This window comes from Hydrogenophaga sp. (genome assembly GCF_036675665.1).
Classification (GTDB): Bacteria; Pseudomonadota; Gammaproteobacteria; order Burkholderiales; family Burkholderiaceae_C; genus Hydrogenophaga.
Map to the genome: position 1 here is coordinate 1 of NZ_JAKFEO010000005.1, position 20,936 is coordinate 20,936.

Genomic DNA, 20,936 nt, shown 5'->3' on the forward strand with positions numbered 1-20,936 from the left:
CGGGAAGGCCGCCGCGCGCCCAGAACTCGGTGGCCGTCGCACCCGGCAGCACGGCTTGCACGCGCACGCCCTTGCCGTCCAGCTCGTGCTGCAGTGATTGACTGAAGGCCAACACGAAGGCCTTGCTGCCGCCATACACGCCATTCAAGGTCTCCGGCGAAACGGCCACGATGGAAGCGATGTTGATCAACGCACCTCTGCCGCGTGCCACGAAGCCGGGCACCACCGCGTAGCTCAGCCGGGTCAGCGCCGTCACGTTGAGGTCGATCATGCGCACCATCTGGTCCACGTCGCTCTCCAGCAGCGGCGTGTGCGTGCCGATGCCGGCGTTGTTGACCAGCAGGGTGATGCTCGCATCGTGCCTGAGCTTGTTTTCCACGCTGCGCAGCGCCACCGGGTTGTTCAGGTCGGCGGGAAAGACCTCCACCGCGCGGCCGTGGCGGCTGGTGATTTCCTCAGCCAACGGGTTCAAGCGCTCGCGGTTGCGGGCGACGAGGATCAGGTCGTAGCCGAGTCGCGCCAGGCGGTCGGCGTAGAGGGCGCCTATGCCGGAAGAGGCTCCGGTGATGAGGGCGGTGCCCGGGTTCGTCTGTGTCATGGTGATGCTCCGTTTCGGGGTTGCGATGGAGCCTATGTTGCGCCGCCTGGCGTTTGGCGTAAATGACGCTTATAGTCGTGTTTTATGCCATTGGCTATGGAGACGCACATGCACAAGATTGGTTACGTACTGCCGGCCGGCTTCCAGGTGATGGCGCTGGCCACGCAGGCGGTCTTCGAGTTCGCCAACCTCGTAGCGGGCGAGCCCTTCTACGAGGTGACCTGTCACTCGATGCCCGGCGGCACCGTGAAGACTTCACTGGGCACGACCCTGCAGACGAGGCCCTTCACCGCACGCAGCACGGCCGACACCTGGATGGTGGTGGGCTTGATCGACCCGTTGGCCACGCCATCACCACCCTCATTGCTGCAGGCGCTGCGAAAGTGCAGCGCACGGGCGCGTCGGACCGTGGGGCTGTGCACCGGTGCCTTCGTGCTGGCCGAGGCCGGCCTATTGGCAGGCCGACGCGCCACGACGCACTGGGTCTATGCGGACGCACTGCAACGGCGGCATCCGGACATCCAGGTCGAGCCGGACCGCATCTTCATCGCCGATGACCCGATCTGGACCTCCGCCGGCATGACGGCGGAACTGGATCTGGCGCTCGCTCTCGTCGGGAAAGACCTGGGCGACGACGTGGCGCGATCCGTGGCCCACCGGCTCGTCATGCATCAGCGTCGTTCGGGTGGCCAGTCGCAGCATTCGGAGATCCTGAATCTCGCGCCGCGCTCGGACCGCATCGCCCGCGCGCTGGAGCATGCGCGCGGCCACCTGACGCAGTCGCTGGGCGTGGAAGAACTCGCTGCGGCTGCGAACCTCAGCCCGCGCCAATTCAGCCGTGTGTTCACCGCCGAGACCGGGCAGTCGCCGGCCAAGGCGGTGGAGCGTTTGCGCGTGGAGGCGGCGCGCTTGATGATCGAGCGCAGCCGCCACCCGCTGGAGGTGGTTGCACGCGAAACGGGCTTTCGCGATCGACGCCATCTTCGAGAAGCGTTCATGCGGGGTTTCGGCAAGCCGCCGCAGTCACTCAGGCGCGACGCGCGCATGGGGTCCTGAAACGTGTCGAGATGACGGGGCAACGTGACCTACCTGAGCCACTTCATGGTCCTGGGGGCCAGCGACCTGGTCGCCACCAGCACGCCGCTGGGCGTTGGCTTGGGTCATGAGCCACCACTGTCCCGAAGCTTGGATTCTCACTCGGTCAACCGATCTCCCAGCCGCACCACATGCGCCTCTTGCGGATCGACCTTGCCCGCATGCAGGTCGGCGATCACCGCCTGCGCATGCTCAAAGCCCTCGCCCGGTGCGAGCGCCATCCAGCGGTTGCCGGGTTGGGCAAGCATCGCGATGAACCTTGCTTGCGCTTCGTTGAAACGGCGGTTCACCTCCTGCGGGCCCCAGTCGGCGTTGCGCTTGCGGATCTGCACCGGTGCGAAGTAGAACTCGGGCTGCGGGCCGGGCAGGCCGGTCTGGCTCAGGAAGGCGGTGTTCTGCGCCGAACCGGCATAGCAGTCGTACACCAGCGCATCCCCGAAGTGGTGGTGCACGGTGGCGCGCAACGCGTCGTTGCCCGCGAAATCGACATACAGCGTGGGCACATCGGCCGGCAGCTTGGTCACCTCGGCGTAATCCACCACGCGGTCGTAGCAGCCCAGGCCCTCGACGTACGCGCGATTGCCCGCCGAGGTCGCGCCGATCAGCGAGAGGCCTTCGCGCGCATCGAGGCAGAAGGCGGTGCCAAAGGCGGTCTTGCTCGACGCGCTCGACACCACGATCTGCCTGGCGCCGAAGAAGCCGTTGTCCTCCAGAAAGTCGGCGAGCATGAACGAGGTGATGAAGAGCGGGCGCACCAGCATCTGGTGGTCCTCCAGCGCCGCCGAGTAGCCCGCGTCGTTGCTGCAGCGCATGTACTGGTTGTAGGCGGAAACCAGTTCGGCGCGGTGCGGCGCGCCGTCGTAGAAGCCGCGCGGCGTCACGCGCACCGGCTGCATGCGGAAGTGGCTCGCGATTGGAAAGTAGCCGTAGAAGCGTTCACCGACATCGACGCCATCGGCCAATGAGGACACCACGTCCGCAAAGCCCCAGACCGGCATGTGGCCCCAGTCGGCATCGCCGGTCGGGAAGAACGACCAGTACTTCAGCTGCGCATCGCCGAAGGCGGCGTAGGTGATGTTGTTGGTGGTCAGCGCGAAGCGGTCGATTCTCATCAGCACCTCCCCGGGCTGCAGCGCGGCGTTGTCCTGCGTGGTCACGACACGGGTGGTGCCGAGGGCGTTTTTTCGCGTTTCAAGGCGGGTTAAAGTGAATGTGTTGTTCATTCCCAAACTGTAGGGCGACCCGCATCAAAGCGGGTTCGGAAAACCCGCCGATGCCGCACGCACCCCGCTCCAAGCCGCTGAAACGCCCCACGCAGGCCCGCAGCAAGTTCACCGTGCAGGCCATCTACGACGCCTTTGTTCGGATTTGGACCGCGCACGGCTGGGAGGGTGTGACCACGCGCGCCGTGGCGCTGGAAACCGGCATTGCGGTCGGTACGCTGTACGACTACTTTCCCGACAAGGAAGCGCTGCTCTCGGGGTATGTGCGGCATTGCGTCGATGCGCTGCTGGCCCGGCTCGACGCCGAGGTCATTGCGCCTTCAGACATCGCCTGGCAAGAACGCGTGAAACGCCTCGTGCGCATCACCTGCGACACGCGGCTCGATGGTCTGCCCGCGTTCGACCACGAGATGTTGATGCTGGAGCACCGCGTGGCGGAGCCCAAGCACCATCGCCGTGTCTACGAAGAACTCGCCGGCCGTTGGGAACAGGCTTTCGCGAGTTGCAAGGACCTGCTGCCTCCACTGCCGTCAGCCACCGTCCACACCCTGCTGACCGCCGCCTGGGGCGCTCGCCGCTACCGGCTGCTGGTGCAGCCTGAAACCGACCGGGACGAGTGGGTTGTCGACATGGAAGCGATCGTGACCGCGCGTGTTTCCATGCACCTGGCGGTGCACTGACCGTTGCGTGCCTGTTCAGGACGCTTCCGACGCTTCGGTGCGCGCAGGCCGCACGATGGTGACGGGCACGTGGCAGTTCTGCACCATGTGTTGCGCCACCGAACCCAGACCACGCTCGCTCTCGCCGCTGCCGTGGGCGCTCATGATCACCGCGTCGCACTCGTGGCTCTCCACCAGCTCGGCCAGCGTGTGGGCCGGGTCACCGCTGGCCACCACTGACTCCACCAGCTGGCTGGCGGAAGTCAGCAGTGCCACGGCCGGGCGGACCAGATCGTGCCCGGCGGCATCGCTCACCTCGTGCAGCACGTCGGGATCGTGCGCCACCACGAGTTCGTAGAGGTTGGGCGCTTCCTGCACGTTGGCCACCACGAAGCGGGCCTTCAGGCCCGAACTGACCAGGCGCATGGCGTGGTAGGCGGCGTGCATGGACTGGGCAGAGCCATCGACGGGAATGAGGTACTTGATCATGGATGTTTCCAGGGTTAGAGCCGCTCGTTGAGCAGGCACCAGTAAAGTTCGATGTGCTCGGCGACTTCAATGAACTTGCTGAAACTCACCGGCTTCTCGATATAGGAATTCACGCCCAGATCGTAGGCGGTCTTGAGATCGGAGTTCTCTCGCGACGAGGTGAGCACCACCACCGGGATGCGCCGAAACACCGGGTGCGCCTTGAGCTTCTGCAGCACCTCCAGACCATTGACCTTGGGCAGGTTGATGTCGAGCAGTATGACCGCCGGCACGGGCTCGCCCGCTTCCCAGCGCGCCATGTAGGCCAACGCCTCTTCCCCGTCACGCGCGATCTGGATCGTGTTGGAGAACTTCTTCTTGTTGAAGGCGCGCAGCGTGAGATCGAGGTCCATCGGGTTGTCCTCGACCAGCAGGATGGGCGGCAGGGAGGCGGGCTTGTTCATGACGGAAACTCCAGAAAGAAAGTGGCGCCCTGTCCCGGCTGGCTCTCGGCCCAGACCCGACCGCCCATGCGCTGCACGGCCTTGGCCACCAGCGCCAGGCCCAGGCCGGTGCCCTGGTAGTCCTCGGCGCGTTGCAGACGCTGAAAGATGCCGAAGATGCGATCGTGGTACTTCATGTCGAAGCCCACCCCGTTGTCGCGCACCCAGAGGATACGACGCGCGCCCTCGGTGCGGGCGCCGATCTCGACCACGGGCTGGTCCCTGGTGCGGCTGAACTTGATGGCGTTGCCCACGAGGTTGCGCAGCACCACCGCCAGGCCTTCCCGATCGAGCTGCAGCACCATCGGATCCAGGTTCAGGCTGAGCCGCACATCGGTGCTCTCGATGTCGGCGGAATGGCCTTCGATCACCTGCGCCACCAGGGCCGGCACATCCACCCGCTGATGTTCCATGGTGCGCCGCTCCATGCGCGAGTAGTCCAGCAGGCCCGAGATCAGGTCGCCCATCTGCAGCACGCCGCGGCGGATGCGGACCAGGAACTGGCGCCCCTCTTCATTGAGCTGAGCGCCGTGCTCCTCTTCGAGCAACTGGCTGTAGCCGTCGATCCCCCGCAAAGGGGCCTTGAGATCGTGCGAGACGGTGTACGAGAAGGCCTCGAGTTCCTCGTTGAGGCCTCGCAGCTGGGCGGTGCGTTCGGTCACGCGTTGCTCCAGCGCGGCATTGCTCTGCTCCAGCGTGGCCTGGGCCAGCTTGAGCTGGGTGATGTCGAGCAGGGTGCCGCTGTAGGTGTGGTGCCCGGCAGCCGTGGGCTTGCTCTGCACGCTGCCCCGGAACCAGCGCAACGCACCCAGGTCGGGATGGCGGCGAAACTCGGCGGTGATCATCTCCTCGCTGCCGGGGACCGAGCGCATGAAACGATCGGCCTTCGCGCGATCGTCGGGATGGATGCAGTCGAGGTAGGCCGCCAGATCCGCCGGCGGTCCGAGCGCCGGGTCGCGACCGAAATTGCGGTACATCTGGCGCGACCACCAGACGCTCTGACTCTGGGTGTCGTACACCCAGCTGCCGAGTCCGGCCATGGACTCGGCCAGTTCCAGCAGGTCCCTCTGCTTGCCGATGGCCGCTTCGGCCTGCAGCCGCTCGGTGATGTCCTTGATGGTGGCGAACAGGTGCTTGAGCGTGCCGTCGGGATGCCGCACCGCGCGCACGTCGATCTCGGTGTGCACGAAGCTGCCGTCCTTGCGCACGAAGCGCTTGCGCATCGAGTAGTTGTCGGTGCGGTTGGCCAGCATCTGATCGCGCAAGGCCAGGTTCTGGTCCAGATCGGGCTGGGGCGTCATCTCGGCCCATGTCATGCGCGTGAGCTCTTCGCGCGAATAGCCCAGGATCACGCACAGCTGGCTGTTGACCTGCAACCACCGCGTGGAGCCGGGTGCCGAAATCGCCATGCCGATGAAGGGCAGTTCGTAGAACAGGCGCAGGAACTCGGCCTGCTCCTGCTGCGCGAGCTGGGCTTCTTTCTGCACCGTGATGTCGAGCAGGATCCCGCTGATGTCGGTGATGACGCCGTGCTCGTCACGGGTCAGTGTGGTACGGTCGTCAACCCAGACCCAGCCTCCGTCGGCGCAGCGCAGCCGGTATTCTTGGCGGTGTTCGTCTGGCCCGTCCTTGAAGTAGCGGGCGGCCTCGATCGTCACGCGTTCGATGTCTTCCGGGTGGATGAGCTGCGCGTAGGTCAATTCGCCGTGCAACAGTTCCCCGGGCTGGTAGCCCCACTGCGCCACCGACTGGCTGACATAGCTCATGGGCCAACCGGGCTCGTCGCGCCACTCGACCACCACCACGGGCGAACGGTCGACCAGATCGACCAGGTGCCGCAGCCGCGACTGCCCGCTCTGCAAGCGCTCGGCCATGCGGTCGGCTTCGCTGCCGATCATGGCCAGTTCGTCGTGCCCCTGCAGCCCGGCGCGGGCCTGCAACTCCCCTTCGCCCATGCGCTTGAGGGCCAGGGCCAGGCGCCGGGCCCGGCGAAACCACACCAGATGCACCACCAGCGCCAGCAGGATGGTCAGGCCCAGCAACAACAGGCCCTCGCGCAGGGCTTCCTGCTGCAAGCCGGCAAACCGCAAGGCCTGGGGCAGGCCCAGATCGACCACCGCGATCAGGCGCCGCCCCGTGGCGAACGGCACCACGCCCACCAATTGCCGCGTGGCCGCCAGGTGAACCAGGGTGATGGCCACATCCGATGGTCCGTTGAACACCACGCCACTGACGCCGGCGAGGTCGGGATTCCGCCGGAGCACGTCACCGAACGGTTGCCCGATGTCGGAGCGCACCAGCGAAGCCTGCACCAGGCCGTTGGGCTGCAGCAGCCAGGTGTGTTGCATGCCGCTGTACAACCCCATGCCACCCACCAGCCGACGCACCGCGATCTGGTTGTCCATGCCCGACTGAACGCTCAGGCGGCTCTGCTCGACACTCAGGCGCTCGCGCAGCCGCCGGGTCTCCTGATCCAGCACCTGCGCGCCCGCCTGGCGCGTCTGCACGACGTAGTTGATGGTGGAGGCCGTGAGCGCAAACAACACCAGCATCAAGGGCATGAGCCAGCGACCCGGCAGGGTCAGGCGGGAGGACAGCTTCATCACTGCGACGCCTGCCTGCTGGCCTGAAAGCGGCGCATGGGTGCCCCATCGATCAGCTCGTCCCAACGCGGTGGCTGACGCAGCAGTCCGACCTCGGTCAGTGTGCCCACCATGTCTTTCGCCTGCGCCGCCAGCGCTGGCGGGTTGCCCGAGAGTTCGCGCTCGGACGCCTCCCGGGAATAAAAAAGGAAACCGCCCAGCACCGCCAGGTAGTCCGACGGTGAAAGATCGGTGCCTTGGGCCAGCGACTCGGCCGCGCCGGGCGTGTCGAGCTGGAACACGTGCAGGCCGGCGTACCAGGCCCCCAGCAGTGCATCGACGTCGGCGGGGCGTTGCTCCAGCACGTCCTTGCGCACCACCAGCACGTCCAGGATTTCGCCGGGAATCTCGCTGCTGTCAAAGACGCGCCGGTAGCCGGCTTGCGCCATCGCACTGGCCAGAGGCTCGTAGGTCACGGCCGCGCCCACCCGGGCGTTCCGCAAGGCCCCGAGGTGCTCCGTCACCTCCAGGTTGACCACCTTCACGTCGGCCCGGCTCAGACCCGCCTTCTTCAACATGCGGTGCAGCAGCAAGGCCCCCACGGCCGAGTCTTCCACCGCGATGAACTCTCCCTTGAGTTGCGCCAGCGAGCCAATGCGCGGCGCGGCCACCACGGCATCGCCGCCGTTGGATGCATCGAGCATGGCCACGATGCGCACCTCCACGCCGCTGTCGGCGAGCCGCAAGACTTCGTCGAGCGTGAGCGTGGCGGCATCGAGCAGACCGTTGCGCAGGTAGCGCAGCGTCTCTGAACCGGATGGCAGCTCCACCACGCGCAGCCGGCGCGGGTCGGCCAGGCCACGGTCGCGCGCGAGCACCAGCGGGTCGTAACCCACCCAGGGATTCATGCCCACGGTGAGCGGCGGCAGAACCGGCTCTCCACACGCGGCCAGCGCCAGCACCACCACGGCAGCGGCGCAGCGCCACGCACGGCCTCGCCATCCGCCTCGCAGATCGCCTCTCCCCTGTTCGCCGGCCAACGGTGGGCTTGCGCCATGTGTCATAGGAACGAATTGTCAGTTCATCGGAAAACCACAGAATCGCGCGCAACATTCTGTTGCACCTACCCTACCCAGTGTAGGGCGCCGGGCTCGTGTTCGCGTCACGAAGGCGCAACATCCCTGGCCTGCGGCGCGCAAAAAGTCCTGTTCCACGCGGCTCCCGGCCCCCGCTCGGCATACTGAACCTTTGCCCCTGAACGAGAACTCACCCCGCATGATCGAAATGTCAGAGGTGTCCATGCACTACCAGCTGGGCTCGGCACGCATCGACGTGTTGCGCTCGGTGAACCTCTCGGTGGCTGCGGGCCAGCGCATCGCCATCACCGGGCCCTCGGGCTCGGGCAAGACCTCCCTGTTGCTGCTGCTCTCGGGGCTGGAGCGCCCGGCCGGTGGGCGCATCGCCATCGACGGCACCGAACTCGGCGGCATGGACGCCGACGCGCTGGCCGACCTGCGGCGCGACCGCATCGGCATCGTGTTCCAGTCGTTTCACCTGCTGCCCAGCCTGAGCGCGCTGGACAACGTGGCCCTGCCGCTGCAGATGGCCGGCCAACGCGACGCCCACAGCCGCGCCGCTGCCCTGCTGCAGCGCGTCGGCCTGGGCGCGCGGCAAGACCACTACCCCAGCCAGCTCTCGGGAGGCGAACAGCAGCGCGTGGCGATTGCGCGGGCGCTGGTGCACCGCCCGCGCCTGCTGCTGGCCGACGAGCCCACCGGCAACCTGGACGACCACACCGGGGAGGCCATCCGCGACCTGCTGTTCGAACTCAATCGGGAGGCCGGCACCACGCTGGTGCTGGTGACGCACGACCCCGACTTTGCCGCCCGCTGCGACCGCGTGCTGCGGCTGCACGACGGCCACCTGAGCGCCATCAAGACCACCGGACAGGCAGTCGATGCGGTTCCTGTTTAGCCTGGCCTGGCGAGACCTGCGCGCCAGTGGCCGGCACCTGTGGATCTTCTGCGCCTGCCTGGTGCTGGGCGTGGCCCTGGTCACGGCCGGCGGCGGGCTGTACCGCCAGGTGGCCGACGCGCTCAAGAGCGACGCGCGCCTGATGTTCGGCGGCGACCTCGAAGTGGAGCAGACCGGGGCGCTGGCGCCCGAGGTGCTGGCCTGGATGAACGAGCGCGGCGCGGTCTCGCGGCTGGTGGAGCTGCGCACCATGCTGCGAGCGCCCGACGGCCGGGCGCAACTGATCGAACTGCAAAGCGCCGACGAGCACTACCCGCTGTACGGCGCGGTGGAGCTCGCCCCGGCCGGGCCACTGGCCGCCACGCTGGCCGGCAACAACGGCGTGTGGGGCGCGGCGCTGGACGCCACGCTGGCCCAGCGCCTGGACCTCCAACCCGGCGACACCGTGGAGGTGGGCAACCTGAGCCTGGAGGTGCGCGCCCTGGTGGTGCGCCAGCCCGACCGCAGCCTGCGCGCCGACTGGGGCGGCGCCCCGGTGCTGGTGGCCGACGGTGCCCTCGCCGCCACCGGACTGGTGCAGCCGCTCAGCCGCGTGGAGTACCACTACCGCGTGCGCACCGCGCAGCCCGCCGAATGGCGCGACGCCTTCATCGCGGCGTTCCCGGATCTGGCGGCCGAAGTCACCACCTTCGACGAGCGCAGCGACCGCATGGCCGAGGTGCTGGGCCAGATCGGCTCGGGCTTGTTGCTCATCGGTTTCTCGGCCCTGTTCATTGGCGGGCTGGGAGTGTTCAACAGCGTGCAGGCCTACCTGCAGGGCAAGCTGGCCACGCTGGCCACGCTGCGCGCCGTGGGCCTGCGCGATGGCCACCTGGCCGCGCTGGTGCTGCTGCAGATCCTGATGCTGGCGCTGCTCTCCAGTCTGGGCGGCGTGGTGATCGGCAACGCACTCGCCCTGGGCGGCACGCTGGCCGCGGCGCAGCAGTTGCCGCTGGCGCCGCTGCTCATGGGGCTGTGGCTGCCTTCGCTGGTGGGGCTGTGCTTCGGCGTGCTCACCGCACTCACCTTCGCGCTGCCCGCGCTGGGCCGCGCGCTGTCGGTCTCGCCGGCCGCGCTGTTTCGCGGCATCGACGGCAACACGCTGAAAACGCCCAGGCGCGTGTGGTGGCTCACCGGCGGCGTGGCCGCGGTGGTGGGTGCGCTGGTGGTGGCCGGCGTGCCCGATGCGCGCTTTGGCCTGGCCTTCGTGGTGTCCACGGTGCTGCTGCTGGTCGTGCTCGAAGGCGTGACGAGCCTGCTGCGTGGCCTGGCGCGCCGCCAGCTCAACCGCCCGGGTGGACAGCTGCCGTTTGAACTGCGCCTGGCCATGGCCGGCCTGCAGCGCAGCGATTCACCACTGCGCGCCGCGCTGCTCTCGCTGGGTGCCGCGCTCACGCTGCTGGTGGCCTGCACGCTGGTGGTCACCTCGCTCCTGCGCGCGGTGAACGAAACCGTGCCCGAGAACGCGCCGGCCCTGGTGTTCTACGACGTGCAGACCGACCAGATCCCGCTGCTGCGGGACACGCTGAACACGCAGCCCAGCCTGCGCCAGCTCACCACCGCGCCGCTGGTGCTGGGCCGCCTCATCGAGGTGAATGGCGAAGCACTGCGCGACAGCGACGATGGCCAACGCGTGCGCGAAGCGCGCGACGAGCAGAAGTTCAGCAACCGCGCCGGCAACATCGACGACGTGGTGATCCGCGACGGTGCCTGGTGGCCAGCCCACCACACCGGCGCGCCCCTGGTGGCCATGGAAGACCGTGAGGCCGACCAGCTCGGCCTGAAAGTGGGCGATCGCCTCATCTTCGACATCCTGGGCGCACCGGTGCAGGCCGAGCTGGTCGCCATCTACAGCCAGCAGCGGCTGCAGGCGCGCCTGTGGCTGGAAGGCATCTTCAGCGACGGCGTGCTCGATCCCCACATTACCCGCCACGTGGGCGCCGCCTGGCTCAACCCCGACGAAGCCCTGCAGGCGCAAGACCAACTGGCCGCTGCCGCTCCCAACATCGCCACCGTGCGCACCGAAGCGCTGTTGCGAGAAACGCGCGCGCTCATGGGTCGCGCCAGCAGCGGCCTGGCGCTGGTGGCCGGCGTGTGCCTGGCGGCCAGCCTGCTGGTGCTCGCCAGCGTGGTGGCCAGCAGCCGCGCGCGCCAGGTGTTCGAGGCCACGGTGATGCACGCGGTGGGCGCGCGCCTCTCCAGCCTGCGGCGGGTGTTGTATTGGGAATACCTGCTGCTCGCGGTGGTGACCGCCGGCTTCGCCACGCTGGCCGGCAGCGCGCTGGCCACCGGACTGTTGCGCTGGCGCCTCGACCTTGACCCCATGGGCCTGTACTGGACCGGCGCACTCACCGCCATCGGCGTGAGCGCAGTGAGCCTGGGGCTGGGTGCGCAATACCTGATGGCGCAGATGCGGCTGAACCCGGCGATGTTGCTGCGCAGCGGCACCTGATCAGCGATCGGGCGCACTGCGTGCGCTGTCGTACAGACGGCCATCGGCGCGCTTCGGACACTGGAAGCTGTCACCACTCGGTCTCAACGCCCCCACCAAAACCATGCACCGCATCACCACCGCCGACCAGACATCGCTCTACCTCAAGGACTGGGGGGAAGGCAGCCCGGTCGTGCTCATCCACGGCTGGCCCCTGAGCGCCGACTCCTGGGACGACCTGGCCGTCTCGCTGGTCGAAGCGGGCCACCGCGTCATCGCCTACGACCGCCGAGGTTTCGGCCGCTCGTCGCAGCCCTGGAACGGGTACGACTACGACACCCTGGCCGACGATCTGTGGGAAGTGATGGAGCAGCTGGACGTGCAGGACGCCACGCTGGTGGGCTTCTCCATGGGCGGTGGCGAGGTGGCGCGCTACATGTCGCGCCACAGCGGCAAGAACGTGGCCCGGACCGCGCTGATCTCCTCGGTGCTGCCGTTTCGCCTGAAGACCGCCGACAACCCCACCGGCGCGGAAGCGTCGGCCTTCGACAAGACCGCCAAGGCCCTGGCCGACGACCGCGCGAAATTCTTCACCGGCTTCTTCCGCGACTTCTTCGGCCTGGGCTCACCCGACAGCCGCGTCAGCGACGAAACCCTGCGCTGGGCGCACAACATCGCCATGCAGGCCGGCCTGCGTCCCACCGTGGCCTGCATGCGCGCGTTCTCCAGCACCGATTTCCGCCCCGACCTGGCGGCGTTTGACGTGCCCACCCTGTTGATCCACGGCACCGACGACAAGACCGTGCCGATCGCGGCTTCCAGCCGCCTGGCGGCGCCCGCGATTGCCGGTGCGCAGCTGGTCGAATACGAAGGCGCGCCCCATGGCCTGTTTGTCACCCACAAGCAGCGCCTGGCCAAGGACCTGCTGGCTTTTCTGAAGGCCTGAGGGGGCCAGCCGGCATGGCCAAGCGCACGGCTGCGTCCAGCTGGGTGACGGTTTTCAACCGCAACCTCGCCACACTCACGCGCAACACGCGACGCGCACAGACGCGCACCGCAAAAGCCGTGGTGAAGCAGGTCGCGGCCCAGGCCAGGCAGCCACCGTCCACGCCCGGCGACTGGCTCGGCGGCATGGCCATCGGGCCGGGTGGCGCACGCCGCTATCGCCTCTACCGCCCACCCGAGCTGCAAGTCGGCGAGCGCCTGCCGCTGCTGGTGATGCTGCATGGCTGCGGTCAGGACGCCGCTGGCTTTGCGCTGAGCACACGCATGAATGCGCTCGCCCGGCGCGAGCGTTTTCTGGTGCTCTACCCGGAACAAGACCGCCTGGCCAGCGCGCAACGTTGCTGGAACTGGTTTGACACGCGCAGCGGGCGCGCCCATGGCGAGGTGGCCTTGATCCTCGCCGCCATCGATCAGGTCTGCCTGCTGCAACCGGTGGACCGCGCGCGCGTGGCGCTCGCCGGCCTGTCGGCCGGCGCGAGCATGGCCGCGCTGATCGCATCGAGGCACCCCGCGCGCTTCAAGGCGGTGGTGATGCACTCGGGCGTTGGGCCGGGCGCGGCCGACTCCACCGCCACCGCGCTGGCAGCCATGCGCGGGCACCGCCTGCCCGCACCGTGGTCGCCGGCGCCCAGCCAGGTGTTGCTGCCCCTGCCGCCGCTGCTGGTGATCCAGGGTGGGCGCGATGCCGTGGTGGCCGCGAGCAACGGGGCCGCCGCCGCCGGCGTGTGGGCCCTCGCCAGCGGTGCGGCGGCGGGCACCCGGCGCAGCCAGCAGCGTGGCCGGCGCCACCCCATGCACGTGACCGACTTCAAACACCGGGGCCGCACCGCCGCGACCTTGATCGACGTGGACCAGCTCGGCCACGCCTGGAGCGGCGGCGCGGCCAACCAGCCCTACAGCGACGCGCAGGGACCCGACGCCTCCCGGATGGTCTGGGCCTTTGTGTCGCGGCAGTTCGGTGTCGCCAGGAAGCCCGCTGCGTCCATCGCGCGCCCGGTATCGGCCCGACCCTACCCGTTCTTCACACACCCCTTCTTCTTCAACCCGTTCAAACTCCCTTCCGAGGCACTCGCATGAACAAGGATCACATACTGGGCACGATCAAGCTGGCACTCGGCTCGCTCGAGGAGCGTTGTGGCCAGGTCACCGGCAGCACACGCTGGCGCCTCTCGGGCGTGACGCGGCAGGTGGTCGGCCAGACGCAGCGCCTGGTGGGCAACGCCCGGGAAGCCATGAAGGGTGCGACACTCAAACGATGAACCGTCCTCCGATCTACCCCGAACCCCCGCCGATGAGCGCACCCACCACCGGCAACGCGGTCGGCGACAACGCCGCGCCCATCACCGCGCCCGTTGATCCGCTGTTCCTCGCGGCGCCACGTGTGTCCACCTTCCACGGCAAGCAGCCCCTGACCAACGCCAGCGGCTTCTTCTTCGAGCGCGACGACCGCCTGTTCCTCGTGACCAGCCGCCACGTGGTGATCGACGAAGACACGCAACATTTCCCCGACCGGCTGGAGATCGAGCTGCACCTGGATGCCGCCAACCTCACGCGTTCCACCGGCTTTTCGATGCTGCTCTACAGCGACGGTGAAGCCGTGTGGCACCAGGGCCGCGACAGCGGCGGTGAGATCGACGTGGCCGTGATCGAACTCGACCGCAGCGCGCTGCCCGACGCGTCGGTGATCCGCGCCTTCAGCCCGGCCCACCTGTCGACCAACTTCGACGAAGTGCACCCCGGCGAATCGCTGCTGGTGGTGGGCTTCCCGCTCGGCTTTCACGACGCCCTGCACCACCTGCCGGTGTTGCGCCACGCGGTCATTGCCTCGCCCTACGGCATCCGCTTCCAGGGCAACGGCTACTTTCTGACCGACGCCCGCACCCACCGCGGCACCAGCGGAGCCGCCGTGGTGATGCGCGACGCCTCCCCCGAAGCCCGGACCGCCGCCCTGCCCTGGAAGCTGCTGGGCGTGCATTCGTCCCGCATGGACATGGGCGACCGGGATCTGGTGCTGGACGAGTCGCTGGGCCTGAACTGCGCCTGGTATGCGGACATCCTGCTCACGCTGACGGCGCCTCGGGAGCGCGATGCGGGGGAGTGAATCCGCGTGTTGGTGTTCGATTCAGATGCCCCGCCTTGCAAGGCCTGCCCGCGGTGCATGTCAAGGCTCAGAGCTGGACGCAGGCCACTCCAATGCCATCGAACCGCGCCCGCACGGTGTCACCCGCTTGAGCCAGCGGAAGACCACACCACGAACCCGTGGTGACCACCGAACCTGCGGGCAGCACCGCCCCTTGGCGAGTGGCGTGGCGCAACCACTGGGGCAACACCCATGTCGGGTCTCCCAGCGGGTGAGTGCCACTGAACACATGCATCTGTGCGCCGATGTGGAGCTCGCAACGCTGTGTTGCCCAGTCCACCGCGCGCATCGGCTGCCACTCGCCCAGCACGAGGGCGCCATGTGATTGCAGGTCTGCCAGCCTGTGCCACGCGGGCGCATCCTGCGCCTGCTCCCATCGGGAATCGACGATCTCGATGGACACGGCCATGGCGTCGATCAGCAAAACCGCTGCTTGCTGCGTCAGGCTTTCCGCCAGAGACCTGTCCACGGGTTGGCCCAGACGCAGTGCAATTTCTGCCTCGACGCCACGCCATCGCAACGGCCAGGCCACCGCGTCGGCGGGTGATGGCCAGATCCCGGCGGGTGGGAGAGGCGCGTGGGTCAAGGTGTCTTCACGCCGGGCGCCACCGGCCTTCCAGTGGCGCGGCGGCGCCTGGCCAAACCAACCCATGGCCAACGCCACCAGGCCTTGAACCCGATAGGCCTGTGCGGCATCGATGATGCACAGGCTGTCGGCATTGACGGCCCCACCCGTGCGTCTGGCCTGCACCAGGGCATGGGCAATGTCGGCGTCGGTGGAAGGTGAGCTCATGCGCGAGTCGCCCGTTCAACGGGCTGTGCCGAGGTGCGCCAGCCAGTGCCGCGCGATGTCCTCGCGCGTCGCGACCCAGATGGCATCGCCGTGTTGTGCCACGTGACGCAAGACCGCGTCCAGACCGCCAATGCGCGCAGGCCGGCCGATGATGCGGGTGTGCAGGCCCACGGTCAGCATGCGGGGGGACTGCGTGCTTTCGGCCAACAGGGTGTCCAGTGCGGCAATCACATAGTCGGCAAAGTCGCGGCCGTGCACAAAACTCGCACGATCGAAGAATCGCATGTCGTTGGTGTCGAAGGCGTAAGGCAGCACCACATGCGGTCGGCCGTCTTCGCGCGGCAGGGTGTAGGGCAGGTCGTCGCCATAGTCGTCGCTGTCGTACAGGAAATCCATCGCCTGCAGCAGGCGGCGGGTGTTCACCGAACGCGAGGATTTGCAGTGCCAGCCCGCCGGTGCACGCCCCCAGAGGCGCCGGATCACGTCCACCGTTCGCTGGATTTGTTCGCGCTCCGTGGCTTCGTCCATCAACGCGGGCGATTCCCAGCGCCAGCCGTGGCCGCAGAGTTCGTGGCCGCCCTTCAGGGCGTCGGTTGCGACCCAGGGTGTGTGGTCGAGCGCGCGCCCGCAGACATTCAGCGTGAGTGGCCAGCCGCGCTGGGCAAACCGCTGCATGACCCGGTCGTAGCCGCAGCGGGCGCCGTACTCAAAGTGGGTTTCCATGCAGAAGTCGCGCGCACCCCGAATTTCGTTGACCACTTCATGCACCGCCTCGTTGTGGTCGTCACCTGCGCCCAGAGAGAATTCGGCACCTTCCTCGATATTGAGCACGAAAGACAGGGCCAGGCCGCGCCCTTGTGGCCAACACCAGTTGGTCGGCAACGGGCTGCGGGGCGCAAAACGGCGTGCGGGGTTCAAGGTGTCCATGGTGGGGTCACAGTGGCGGTCGGCGTTGGTTCCAGGGGCACAGGCGTTCGAAGGCTTCAGCGACGTTCAGCACCTCGTCATCAGCGCCATACGGCCCGATCAGCTGCAGGCCGATGGGCAATCCGCTGACGGATGGTGCGGTCGGCACGGAAACCGCAGGCAGTCCGGCGGCATTGACCCAGCCAGTGAACACAGCATGGCCCCGCGGACCCACGTCCTGACCCGCAATGACGGACGGGAACGGCTCTTGCGCCGGCCACGGCAACGCCGCGGCGCTCGGCATGGCGATCAGATCGAAGGTTTCAAACAGGTGTGCACAGTCGCGCCGAAGTTGCTCCACCGCTTCCAGCAACTGCCACAGCGCTGCAGCGCCGACGGCCTCACCTTGCGCTGCCATGGCCCGGTATTTGGGTGATGCGCGTTCGCGCCAGGACGGGGTTGCCTTGAACATCGCCGCCAGCCCGATCTGTCCCACCGTGGGCCACTGCCTCGACAGCGCTTCGATGGGCAGTGGCAGTTCGCCCGTCTCCACCTCGCAACCAAGATCGCGCAACCGGTTCGCGGCCACGGCGCAGGCGGCCAGAATGGCGGGGTCCACCGGCGCCTGCGACAGCGTGGGCACGTACAACACCCGTGCCGGGCGCGTGGGGTGTTGGTGGGGGCGCCGGGCGGCATGGCAGGCCAACGATGCGCGGTCGGCGGAGCGTGGCCCGCGCAACACCTCGAACATCAGCCGCGCGTCGGCCACGCGGCGCGCCATCGGTCCCACCACTTCAAAGTCCAGCAGGAGCGAGGGCAGTCCATCGCCGCGTGCGATGGCGCCGATCGAAGGCTTGAATCCCACCAGACCGCAGTGCGACGCCGGGCGCCGTATCGAACCGCCGCCATCCGTACCCAGGGCCAAGGGTGTGCAGCCCGCAGCCACACTGGCCACAGCGCCACCGCTGGAGCCGCCCGGCGTCAGCGTCAGGTCCCAGGGGTTGCGGGTCACGCCAAACAGCGGGTTGTCGGTGTAGCCCTCCAGGGTGAACTCCGGCACATTGGTTTTTCCCACGATGAGTGCACCCGCGGCCCGCGCACGTGCCACCGGCAGTTCATCGCGGGCCACGGGAGGATGCGCACGCAGGCTGGGGCAACCCCAGGTGGTGGGCATGTCGGCGGTGCACAGGTTGTCCTTGATGGACAGCGGAAGCCCATCCAGCGCCGACAGCGGCAGGCCAGCGCGAAAACGCTCGGTGCTGGCCTGTGCATCATCGAGCACGGCCTCCCGCAGCGCCACGAAGGCGTTGATCTGCGGGTTGACCTGCTGAATGCGGGCCAGGCAACTGAGCACCGCTTCGACCGGGGTGACGTTGCCTGCGCGATATGCCCCGGCCAGGGCGGTGGCGGACCACTGCCACAGCGGGTTGCTGTCGCCCGCTTCGCTCACATCTGCCCCGGCAACCAGGTCACGATGGCGGGAAAAAGGATCAGCAGCAGCGAGAAGCCCAGCAGGATGAACACATAAGGCAAGGCACCCACAACGGCGTCGCGTATCGATCCACCATCCGGACGGATGCCCTGCACCACAAACAGGTTCATGCCCACCGGCGGCGTGATCAGACCGAGTTCGCACATCAGCACGATGAACACGCCGAACCACACCGGATCGACGCCCAGCGCCACCACCATGGGAAAGGTGATCGGGATGGTGGCCACCATCATCGAGAGCACGTCCATGAACATGCCCAGCAGCAGGTAGAACAGGATCAGCACCAGGAGCATCTGCGTGGCCGACAAGCCGAACGAGGTCACCCATCGCGTCATCGTCTCGGCCACGCCGGTCAGGCTCACCGCCAGGTTCAAGATGAAGGCGGCGGTGATGATCAGCAGAATCATGCCGCTGGTCTTGGCCGTCTGAATGAAGCAGTTCTGCAACAGTGCCCAGTTGAGCTTGCGGCTGTGCCAGGCAAAGCCCAAAGACGCCACCACACCGAGCGCGGCCGATTCGGTGGTCGTGGCCACGCCGCTGTAGAGGCTCCCCATCACGATCAGGAACACCACACCGGGCGGCACTAGGTCCTTGAGCAGGCGCAGGCGCTCGGGCAGGGGCACCTTGTCCTCACGGATGGTGCTTTTGGTGAGCAGCGCGTGCACCAGGATGAATGCCATGAAGGCTGCCGACAGCAGCAGGCCAGGAACGATGCCTGCGATGAAGAGCTTGCCGATCGATGTGTCGGTCAGCGAGCCGTAGACGATCATGTTGACCGAGGGTGGAATCAGGATGCCCAGCGTTCCGCCCGCGGCAATCGAACCCAACGACATGTGCATGGGGTAGCCACGCTTGTGCAGCGACGGAAGTGCCACGGTGCCGACCGTGGCGGCCGTGGCCACAGACGAGCCGGAGGTGGCGGCAAACAAGGCACTGCAGCCGACGTTGGTGTGCAGCAGCCCCCCTGGAAGTCGCCCCAACCATGCGGCCAGTGCACCGAACATGCGGTCGGCGATGCCCGATCGCAGCAGCAGCTCGCCCATCAACACAAACAGCGGAATGGACGTCAGCAGGTTGTCGTTGTGCACACCCCAGATCACGGGCGCGATGGAGTCTATGAAGGGCACCCCATAGGCCATCATGCCGCCGATGATGCCGACCACCGCCATGGAGGTGGCAATGGGCAACCCCAGCAACATCATGCCCAGCATGGCGAAGAAGCCGATGGCGATGTAGTTCAAGCTCATGCGACACCTGCATGCGATTCGGACCGGGGGATCGCTGGAGCAGCGGTGGCGGGATGCAATCCCGAACGCTCCTGCAGGTCGTCGAGCTCTTCCTTCAGCTCTTCGCGGGTCGAGCGCGGGTGCAGCATCGCGTTGAGCGCGTCGCTGCGCCCCGTCATCAGCTGCCAGGTGGCCACCAGCGCGATGCCGACAGCCAGTGCCCCGAACAGGATCAGCCCCACCAGCCAGGCCGTCTGGGGATAGACCAGCGGCGTGGCCCAGGGTGTCTGCGCCACGCTCTGGTAGGAGCGCGAGTCCTGAATCGCAAACCACCCCAGGTAGGCCATCAGCGCGGCAAATCCAGCGAGTGACAGTGCAGAGAGCCAGTTCAGCACCACCTGCGCTGGTTTGGGCAACCGCTCATGAAGAACATCGACCCGGATGTGGGCACGACCCAGCAGGGCCAGGCTGAAGGCAATGGTGGCGCCAACCGCCAGCGCATAGCCACCGAGCTCGTCGGCACCTTGCAGCGATACGTTGAACAGTTTGCGCAGGGTGGTCTCGACCGCCACCACCAGCGACAAGGCCACAAAAATGAGACCAAACACGGTGCCGAGCCAGCGTTCCAGCTTGTCTTTCATGAGCGTCTTCCTTGAATGGGGAGCCGGGCCGGACAGCGCACGCCACGGGCGCCGCTCCGCTGGCGTGGCAGCGTCACTTGATACCCAGAACCTTGCCCACGGTGGCCTTCCAGGCGGCTGAGCAGCCGGGGTTGGATTTGTCACAGATCTCGGCCCAGGTCGGCACCGAAATGGACGCCACCGCGTCGCGCAGGGTGTTCAGGTCGGCTTGCACCACCGGCACATCCACCAGGTTGAATTTTTTCCCGGTGGTGCATGGCTCCTTGCCTGCGTTGCAGTTCATTGCGTCCTTGGTCAACTCCTGCGAGTAAACCCAGATGTCATCAGTCAGGGCCGTGAATGCCGCCTGCATCCTGGCTTGCTGATCAGCGTTCAGGCGGTTCCACGCCTTGAGCGTGATGGCATAGCCGTTGACCGCCATCTGAAAGCCGATCGGGTATTGGTGGGTGGTCACCTCGGGCCAGCCGGAGCTGTTGGCCGAGCTTGGACCGGTGATGGCACAGTCGACCACGCCCAGTGACAGCGACTGATGCACTTCGGTGAAAGACAAGGGCACCGGAACGCCTCCCACGGTCTCGATGAACTTGGCCAGGTTCTGGTCGTACACGCGCACTTTCAGACCCTTGAGGTCGGCCAGCTTGCTGATGGGTTTCTTGCAAAACAGAATCTGCGGACCGAAGGGCCAGGCACCCAGCAGCTTCACCTGGAACTGCTTCTGCAGCCGCTGGTCCAGCGTATCCCGGTAGGCTTCGTAGACCTTTCGGGCGGTCTCGTAGTTGGGTGCCGCGCCCACCAGGTCCAGTCCCAGCAGCGTGGGTTCGTCGCGCGAGTTCTGCGACACGCGCAGCGACACGATGTCGAACAGGCCGGCCTTCATCACACGCAGTTGTTCGGTGTCCTTGATCCCCAGTTGGTCGATGGCCTTGTAGTCGGCATCAATGGCCAGGCCGGTGCGTTTGGCGAACTCGTCAAAGAAGGGCTTCTCCTTGTTCTTTTGAATCATGCCGGTGGCGGCGGGCTGACCGATCACCTTGAAGGTGATGCGGTCCTGGGCCTGGGCAGCGGAGCCCAGCAGCAAGGCGGCGGCCGAGGCCAGCGGCAGCAGGCAGCGTGTGAAGGTGCGGGTCAGTGTCATGGTGAGACTCCTTGGTTGGTGGATGA

At 67.2% G+C, this 20,936-nt stretch carries 20 protein-coding genes; 8 read left to right on the forward strand and 12 right to left on the reverse strand.

Features of this window, described 5'->3' with window-relative positions:
• A partial coding sequence (locus V6M63_RS00265) for an SDR family NAD(P)-dependent oxidoreductase (protein ID WP_332738324.1) occupies nt 1-598 on the reverse strand: 598 nt, incomplete at its 3' end.
• Between the two features lie 108 nt (nt 599-706).
• Between V6M63_RS00265 and V6M63_RS00270 the strand changes: the two genes are divergently transcribed.
• A complete protein-coding gene (locus V6M63_RS00270; protein ID WP_332738326.1) occupies nt 707-1,654 on the forward strand; it encodes a GlxA family transcriptional regulator in 948 nt (315 codons plus the stop codon).
• Between the two features lie 137 nt (nt 1,655-1,791).
• On the opposite strand, the gene V6M63_RS00275 is transcribed toward V6M63_RS00270, so the two are convergent.
• Nucleotides 1,792-2,916, reverse strand: coding sequence for a DUF2855 family protein (locus V6M63_RS00275; RefSeq protein ID WP_332738328.1), 1,125 nt, complete (start codon nt 2,914-2,916; stop codon nt 1,792-1,794).
• Between the two features lie 50 nt (nt 2,917-2,966).
• Between V6M63_RS00275 and V6M63_RS00280 the strand changes: the two genes are divergently transcribed.
• Nucleotides 2,967-3,596 carry a TetR/AcrR family transcriptional regulator gene (locus tag V6M63_RS00280; RefSeq protein ID WP_332738330.1) on the forward strand — a complete coding sequence of 210 codons (630 nt, stop codon included), beginning with the start codon at nt 2,967-2,969 and terminating at the stop codon, nt 3,594-3,596.
• Between the two features lie 15 nt (nt 3,597-3,611).
• Here the strand turns inward: V6M63_RS00280 and V6M63_RS00285 are convergent, their stop codons facing one another.
• Genes V6M63_RS00285 through V6M63_RS00300 form a run of 4 tightly spaced genes read right to left on the reverse strand, consistent with a single transcriptional unit; the run spans nt 3,612 to nt 8,192 of the window.
• Nucleotides 3,612-4,064, reverse strand: coding sequence for a universal stress protein (locus V6M63_RS00285; RefSeq protein ID WP_332738331.1), 453 nt, complete (start codon nt 4,062-4,064; stop codon nt 3,612-3,614).
• Between the two features lie 14 nt (nt 4,065-4,078).
• Nucleotides 4,079-4,507, reverse strand: a complete 429-nt coding sequence (locus V6M63_RS00290; RefSeq protein ID WP_332738332.1) for a response regulator — start codon at nt 4,505-4,507, stop codon at nt 4,079-4,081.
• Nucleotides 4,504-7,149, reverse strand: a complete 2,646-nt coding sequence (locus tag V6M63_RS00295; protein ID WP_332738334.1) for a PAS domain-containing sensor histidine kinase — start codon at nt 7,147-7,149, stop codon at nt 4,504-4,506. The genes V6M63_RS00290 and V6M63_RS00295 overlap by 4 nt, the downstream gene beginning before the upstream one ends.
• Nucleotides 7,149-8,192 (reverse strand): ABC transporter substrate-binding protein, encoded by a 1,044-nt coding sequence (locus tag V6M63_RS00300; protein WP_332738336.1) that lies wholly within the window; start codon nt 8,190-8,192, stop codon nt 7,149-7,151. The genes V6M63_RS00295 and V6M63_RS00300 overlap by 1 nt, the downstream gene beginning before the upstream one ends.
• A gap of 211 nt (nt 8,193-8,403) precedes the next feature.
• Here V6M63_RS00300 and V6M63_RS00305 point away from each other — a divergent pair, with 211 nt between their 5' ends.
• From V6M63_RS00305 to V6M63_RS00330, 6 genes are all read left to right on the forward strand, one after another.
• Nucleotides 8,404-9,102 carry an ABC transporter ATP-binding protein gene (locus V6M63_RS00305; RefSeq protein ID WP_332738338.1) on the forward strand — a complete coding sequence of 233 codons (699 nt, stop codon included), beginning with the start codon at nt 8,404-8,406 and terminating at the stop codon, nt 9,100-9,102.
• Nucleotides 9,086-11,593 carry an ABC transporter permease gene (locus tag V6M63_RS00310; RefSeq protein WP_332738340.1) on the forward strand — a complete coding sequence of 836 codons (2,508 nt, stop codon included), beginning with the start codon at nt 9,086-9,088 and terminating at the stop codon, nt 11,591-11,593. Before V6M63_RS00305 ends, V6M63_RS00310 begins: the two co-directional genes overlap by 17 nt.
• Before the next feature lie 103 nt (nt 11,594-11,696).
• The gene (locus V6M63_RS00315; RefSeq protein WP_332738342.1) at nt 11,697-12,518 is read left to right on the forward strand and encodes an alpha/beta fold hydrolase; all 822 of its coding nucleotides are present in this window, start codon (nt 11,697-11,699) and stop codon (nt 12,516-12,518) included.
• A 14-nt stretch (nt 12,519-12,532) separates the two neighbouring features.
• A complete protein-coding gene (locus V6M63_RS00320) occupies nt 12,533-13,654 on the forward strand; it encodes an extracellular catalytic domain type 1 short-chain-length polyhydroxyalkanoate depolymerase (RefSeq protein ID WP_332738344.1) in 1,122 nt (373 codons plus the stop codon).
• On the forward strand, nt 13,651-13,836 hold the full coding sequence (locus V6M63_RS00325; RefSeq protein WP_332738346.1) for a CsbD family protein: 186 nt from the start codon (nt 13,651-13,653) through the stop codon (nt 13,834-13,836). The genes V6M63_RS00320 and V6M63_RS00325 overlap by 4 nt, the downstream gene beginning before the upstream one ends.
• A 32-nt stretch (nt 13,837-13,868) precedes the next feature.
• Nucleotides 13,869-14,678 carry a S1 family peptidase gene (locus V6M63_RS00330; RefSeq protein ID WP_332738422.1) on the forward strand — a complete coding sequence of 270 codons (810 nt, stop codon included), beginning with the start codon at nt 13,869-13,871 and terminating at the stop codon, nt 14,676-14,678.
• 67 nt (nt 14,679-14,745) lie between these two features.
• On the opposite strand, the gene V6M63_RS00335 is transcribed toward V6M63_RS00330, so the two are convergent.
• From V6M63_RS00335 to V6M63_RS00360, 6 genes are all read right to left on the reverse strand, one after another.
• Nucleotides 14,746-15,510, reverse strand: a complete 765-nt coding sequence (locus V6M63_RS00335) for a fumarylacetoacetate hydrolase family protein (RefSeq protein WP_332738348.1) — start codon at nt 15,508-15,510, stop codon at nt 14,746-14,748.
• A gap of 15 nt (nt 15,511-15,525) precedes the next feature.
• The gene (locus V6M63_RS00340) at nt 15,526-16,437 is read right to left on the reverse strand and encodes a polysaccharide deacetylase family protein (RefSeq protein WP_332738350.1); all 912 of its coding nucleotides are present in this window, start codon (nt 16,435-16,437) and stop codon (nt 15,526-15,528) included.
• A 7-nt stretch (nt 16,438-16,444) separates the two neighbouring features.
• Nucleotides 16,445-17,866, reverse strand: a complete 1,422-nt coding sequence (locus V6M63_RS00345; RefSeq protein ID WP_332738352.1) for an amidase — start codon at nt 17,864-17,866, stop codon at nt 16,445-16,447.
• On the reverse strand, nt 17,863-19,155 hold the full coding sequence (locus V6M63_RS00350; RefSeq protein WP_332738354.1) for a TRAP transporter large permease: 1,293 nt from the start codon (nt 19,153-19,155) through the stop codon (nt 17,863-17,865). Before V6M63_RS00350 ends, V6M63_RS00345 begins: the two co-directional genes overlap by 4 nt.
• Nucleotides 19,152-19,775: a TRAP transporter small permease subunit gene (locus tag V6M63_RS00355; RefSeq protein ID WP_332738355.1), complete on the reverse strand. Its 624-nt coding sequence runs from the start codon at nt 19,773-19,775 to the stop codon at nt 19,152-19,154. The genes V6M63_RS00350 and V6M63_RS00355 overlap by 4 nt, the downstream gene beginning before the upstream one ends.
• 73 nt (nt 19,776-19,848) lie before the next feature.
• Nucleotides 19,849-20,910, reverse strand: a complete 1,062-nt coding sequence (locus V6M63_RS00360; protein WP_332738357.1) for a TRAP transporter substrate-binding protein — start codon at nt 20,908-20,910, stop codon at nt 19,849-19,851.
• Between the last annotated feature and the right edge of the window lie 26 nt (nt 20,911-20,936).

Coding starts and splice junctions, on each gene's coding strand:
- V6M63_RS00320 (WP_332738344.1), top strand. CDS start 12,533: ATGGCCAAGCGCACGGCTGCGTCCAGCTGGGTGACGGTTTTCAACCGC.
- V6M63_RS00355 (WP_332738355.1), bottom strand. CDS start 19,775: ATGAAAGACAAGCTGGAACGCTGGCTCGGCACCGTGTTTGGTCTCATT.
- V6M63_RS00360 (WP_332738357.1), bottom strand. CDS start 20,910: ATGACACTGACCCGCACCTTCACACGCTGCCTGCTGCCGCTGGCCTCG.
- V6M63_RS00315 (WP_332738342.1), top strand. CDS start 11,697: ATGCACCGCATCACCACCGCCGACCAGACATCGCTCTACCTCAAGGAC.
- V6M63_RS00290 (WP_332738332.1), bottom strand. CDS start 4,507: ATGAACAAGCCCGCCTCCCTGCCGCCCATCCTGCTGGTCGAGGACAAC.
- V6M63_RS00300 (WP_332738336.1), bottom strand. CDS start 8,192: ATGACACATGGCGCAAGCCCACCGTTGGCCGGCGAACAGGGGAGAGGC.
- V6M63_RS00280 (WP_332738330.1), top strand. CDS start 2,967: ATGCCGCACGCACCCCGCTCCAAGCCGCTGAAACGCCCCACGCAGGCC.
- V6M63_RS00335 (WP_332738348.1), bottom strand. CDS start 15,510: ATGAGCTCACCTTCCACCGACGCCGACATTGCCCATGCCCTGGTGCAG.
- V6M63_RS00340 (WP_332738350.1), bottom strand. CDS start 16,437: ATGGACACCTTGAACCCCGCACGCCGTTTTGCGCCCCGCAGCCCGTTG.
- V6M63_RS00275 (WP_332738328.1), bottom strand. CDS start 2,916: ATGAACAACACATTCACTTTAACCCGCCTTGAAACGCGAAAAAACGCC.
- V6M63_RS00330 (WP_332738422.1), top strand. CDS start 13,869: ATGAGCGCACCCACCACCGGCAACGCGGTCGGCGACAACGCCGCGCCC.
- V6M63_RS00325 (WP_332738346.1), top strand. CDS start 13,651: ATGAACAAGGATCACATACTGGGCACGATCAAGCTGGCACTCGGCTCG.
- V6M63_RS00295 (WP_332738334.1), bottom strand. CDS start 7,149: ATGAAGCTGTCCTCCCGCCTGACCCTGCCGGGTCGCTGGCTCATGCCC.
- V6M63_RS00305 (WP_332738338.1), top strand. CDS start 8,404: ATGATCGAAATGTCAGAGGTGTCCATGCACTACCAGCTGGGCTCGGCA.
- V6M63_RS00270 (WP_332738326.1), top strand. CDS start 707: ATGCACAAGATTGGTTACGTACTGCCGGCCGGCTTCCAGGTGATGGCG.
- V6M63_RS00310 (WP_332738340.1), top strand. CDS start 9,086: ATGCGGTTCCTGTTTAGCCTGGCCTGGCGAGACCTGCGCGCCAGTGGC.
- V6M63_RS00285 (WP_332738331.1), bottom strand. CDS start 4,064: ATGATCAAGTACCTCATTCCCGTCGATGGCTCTGCCCAGTCCATGCAC.
- V6M63_RS00350 (WP_332738354.1), bottom strand. CDS start 19,155: ATGAGCTTGAACTACATCGCCATCGGCTTCTTCGCCATGCTGGGCATG.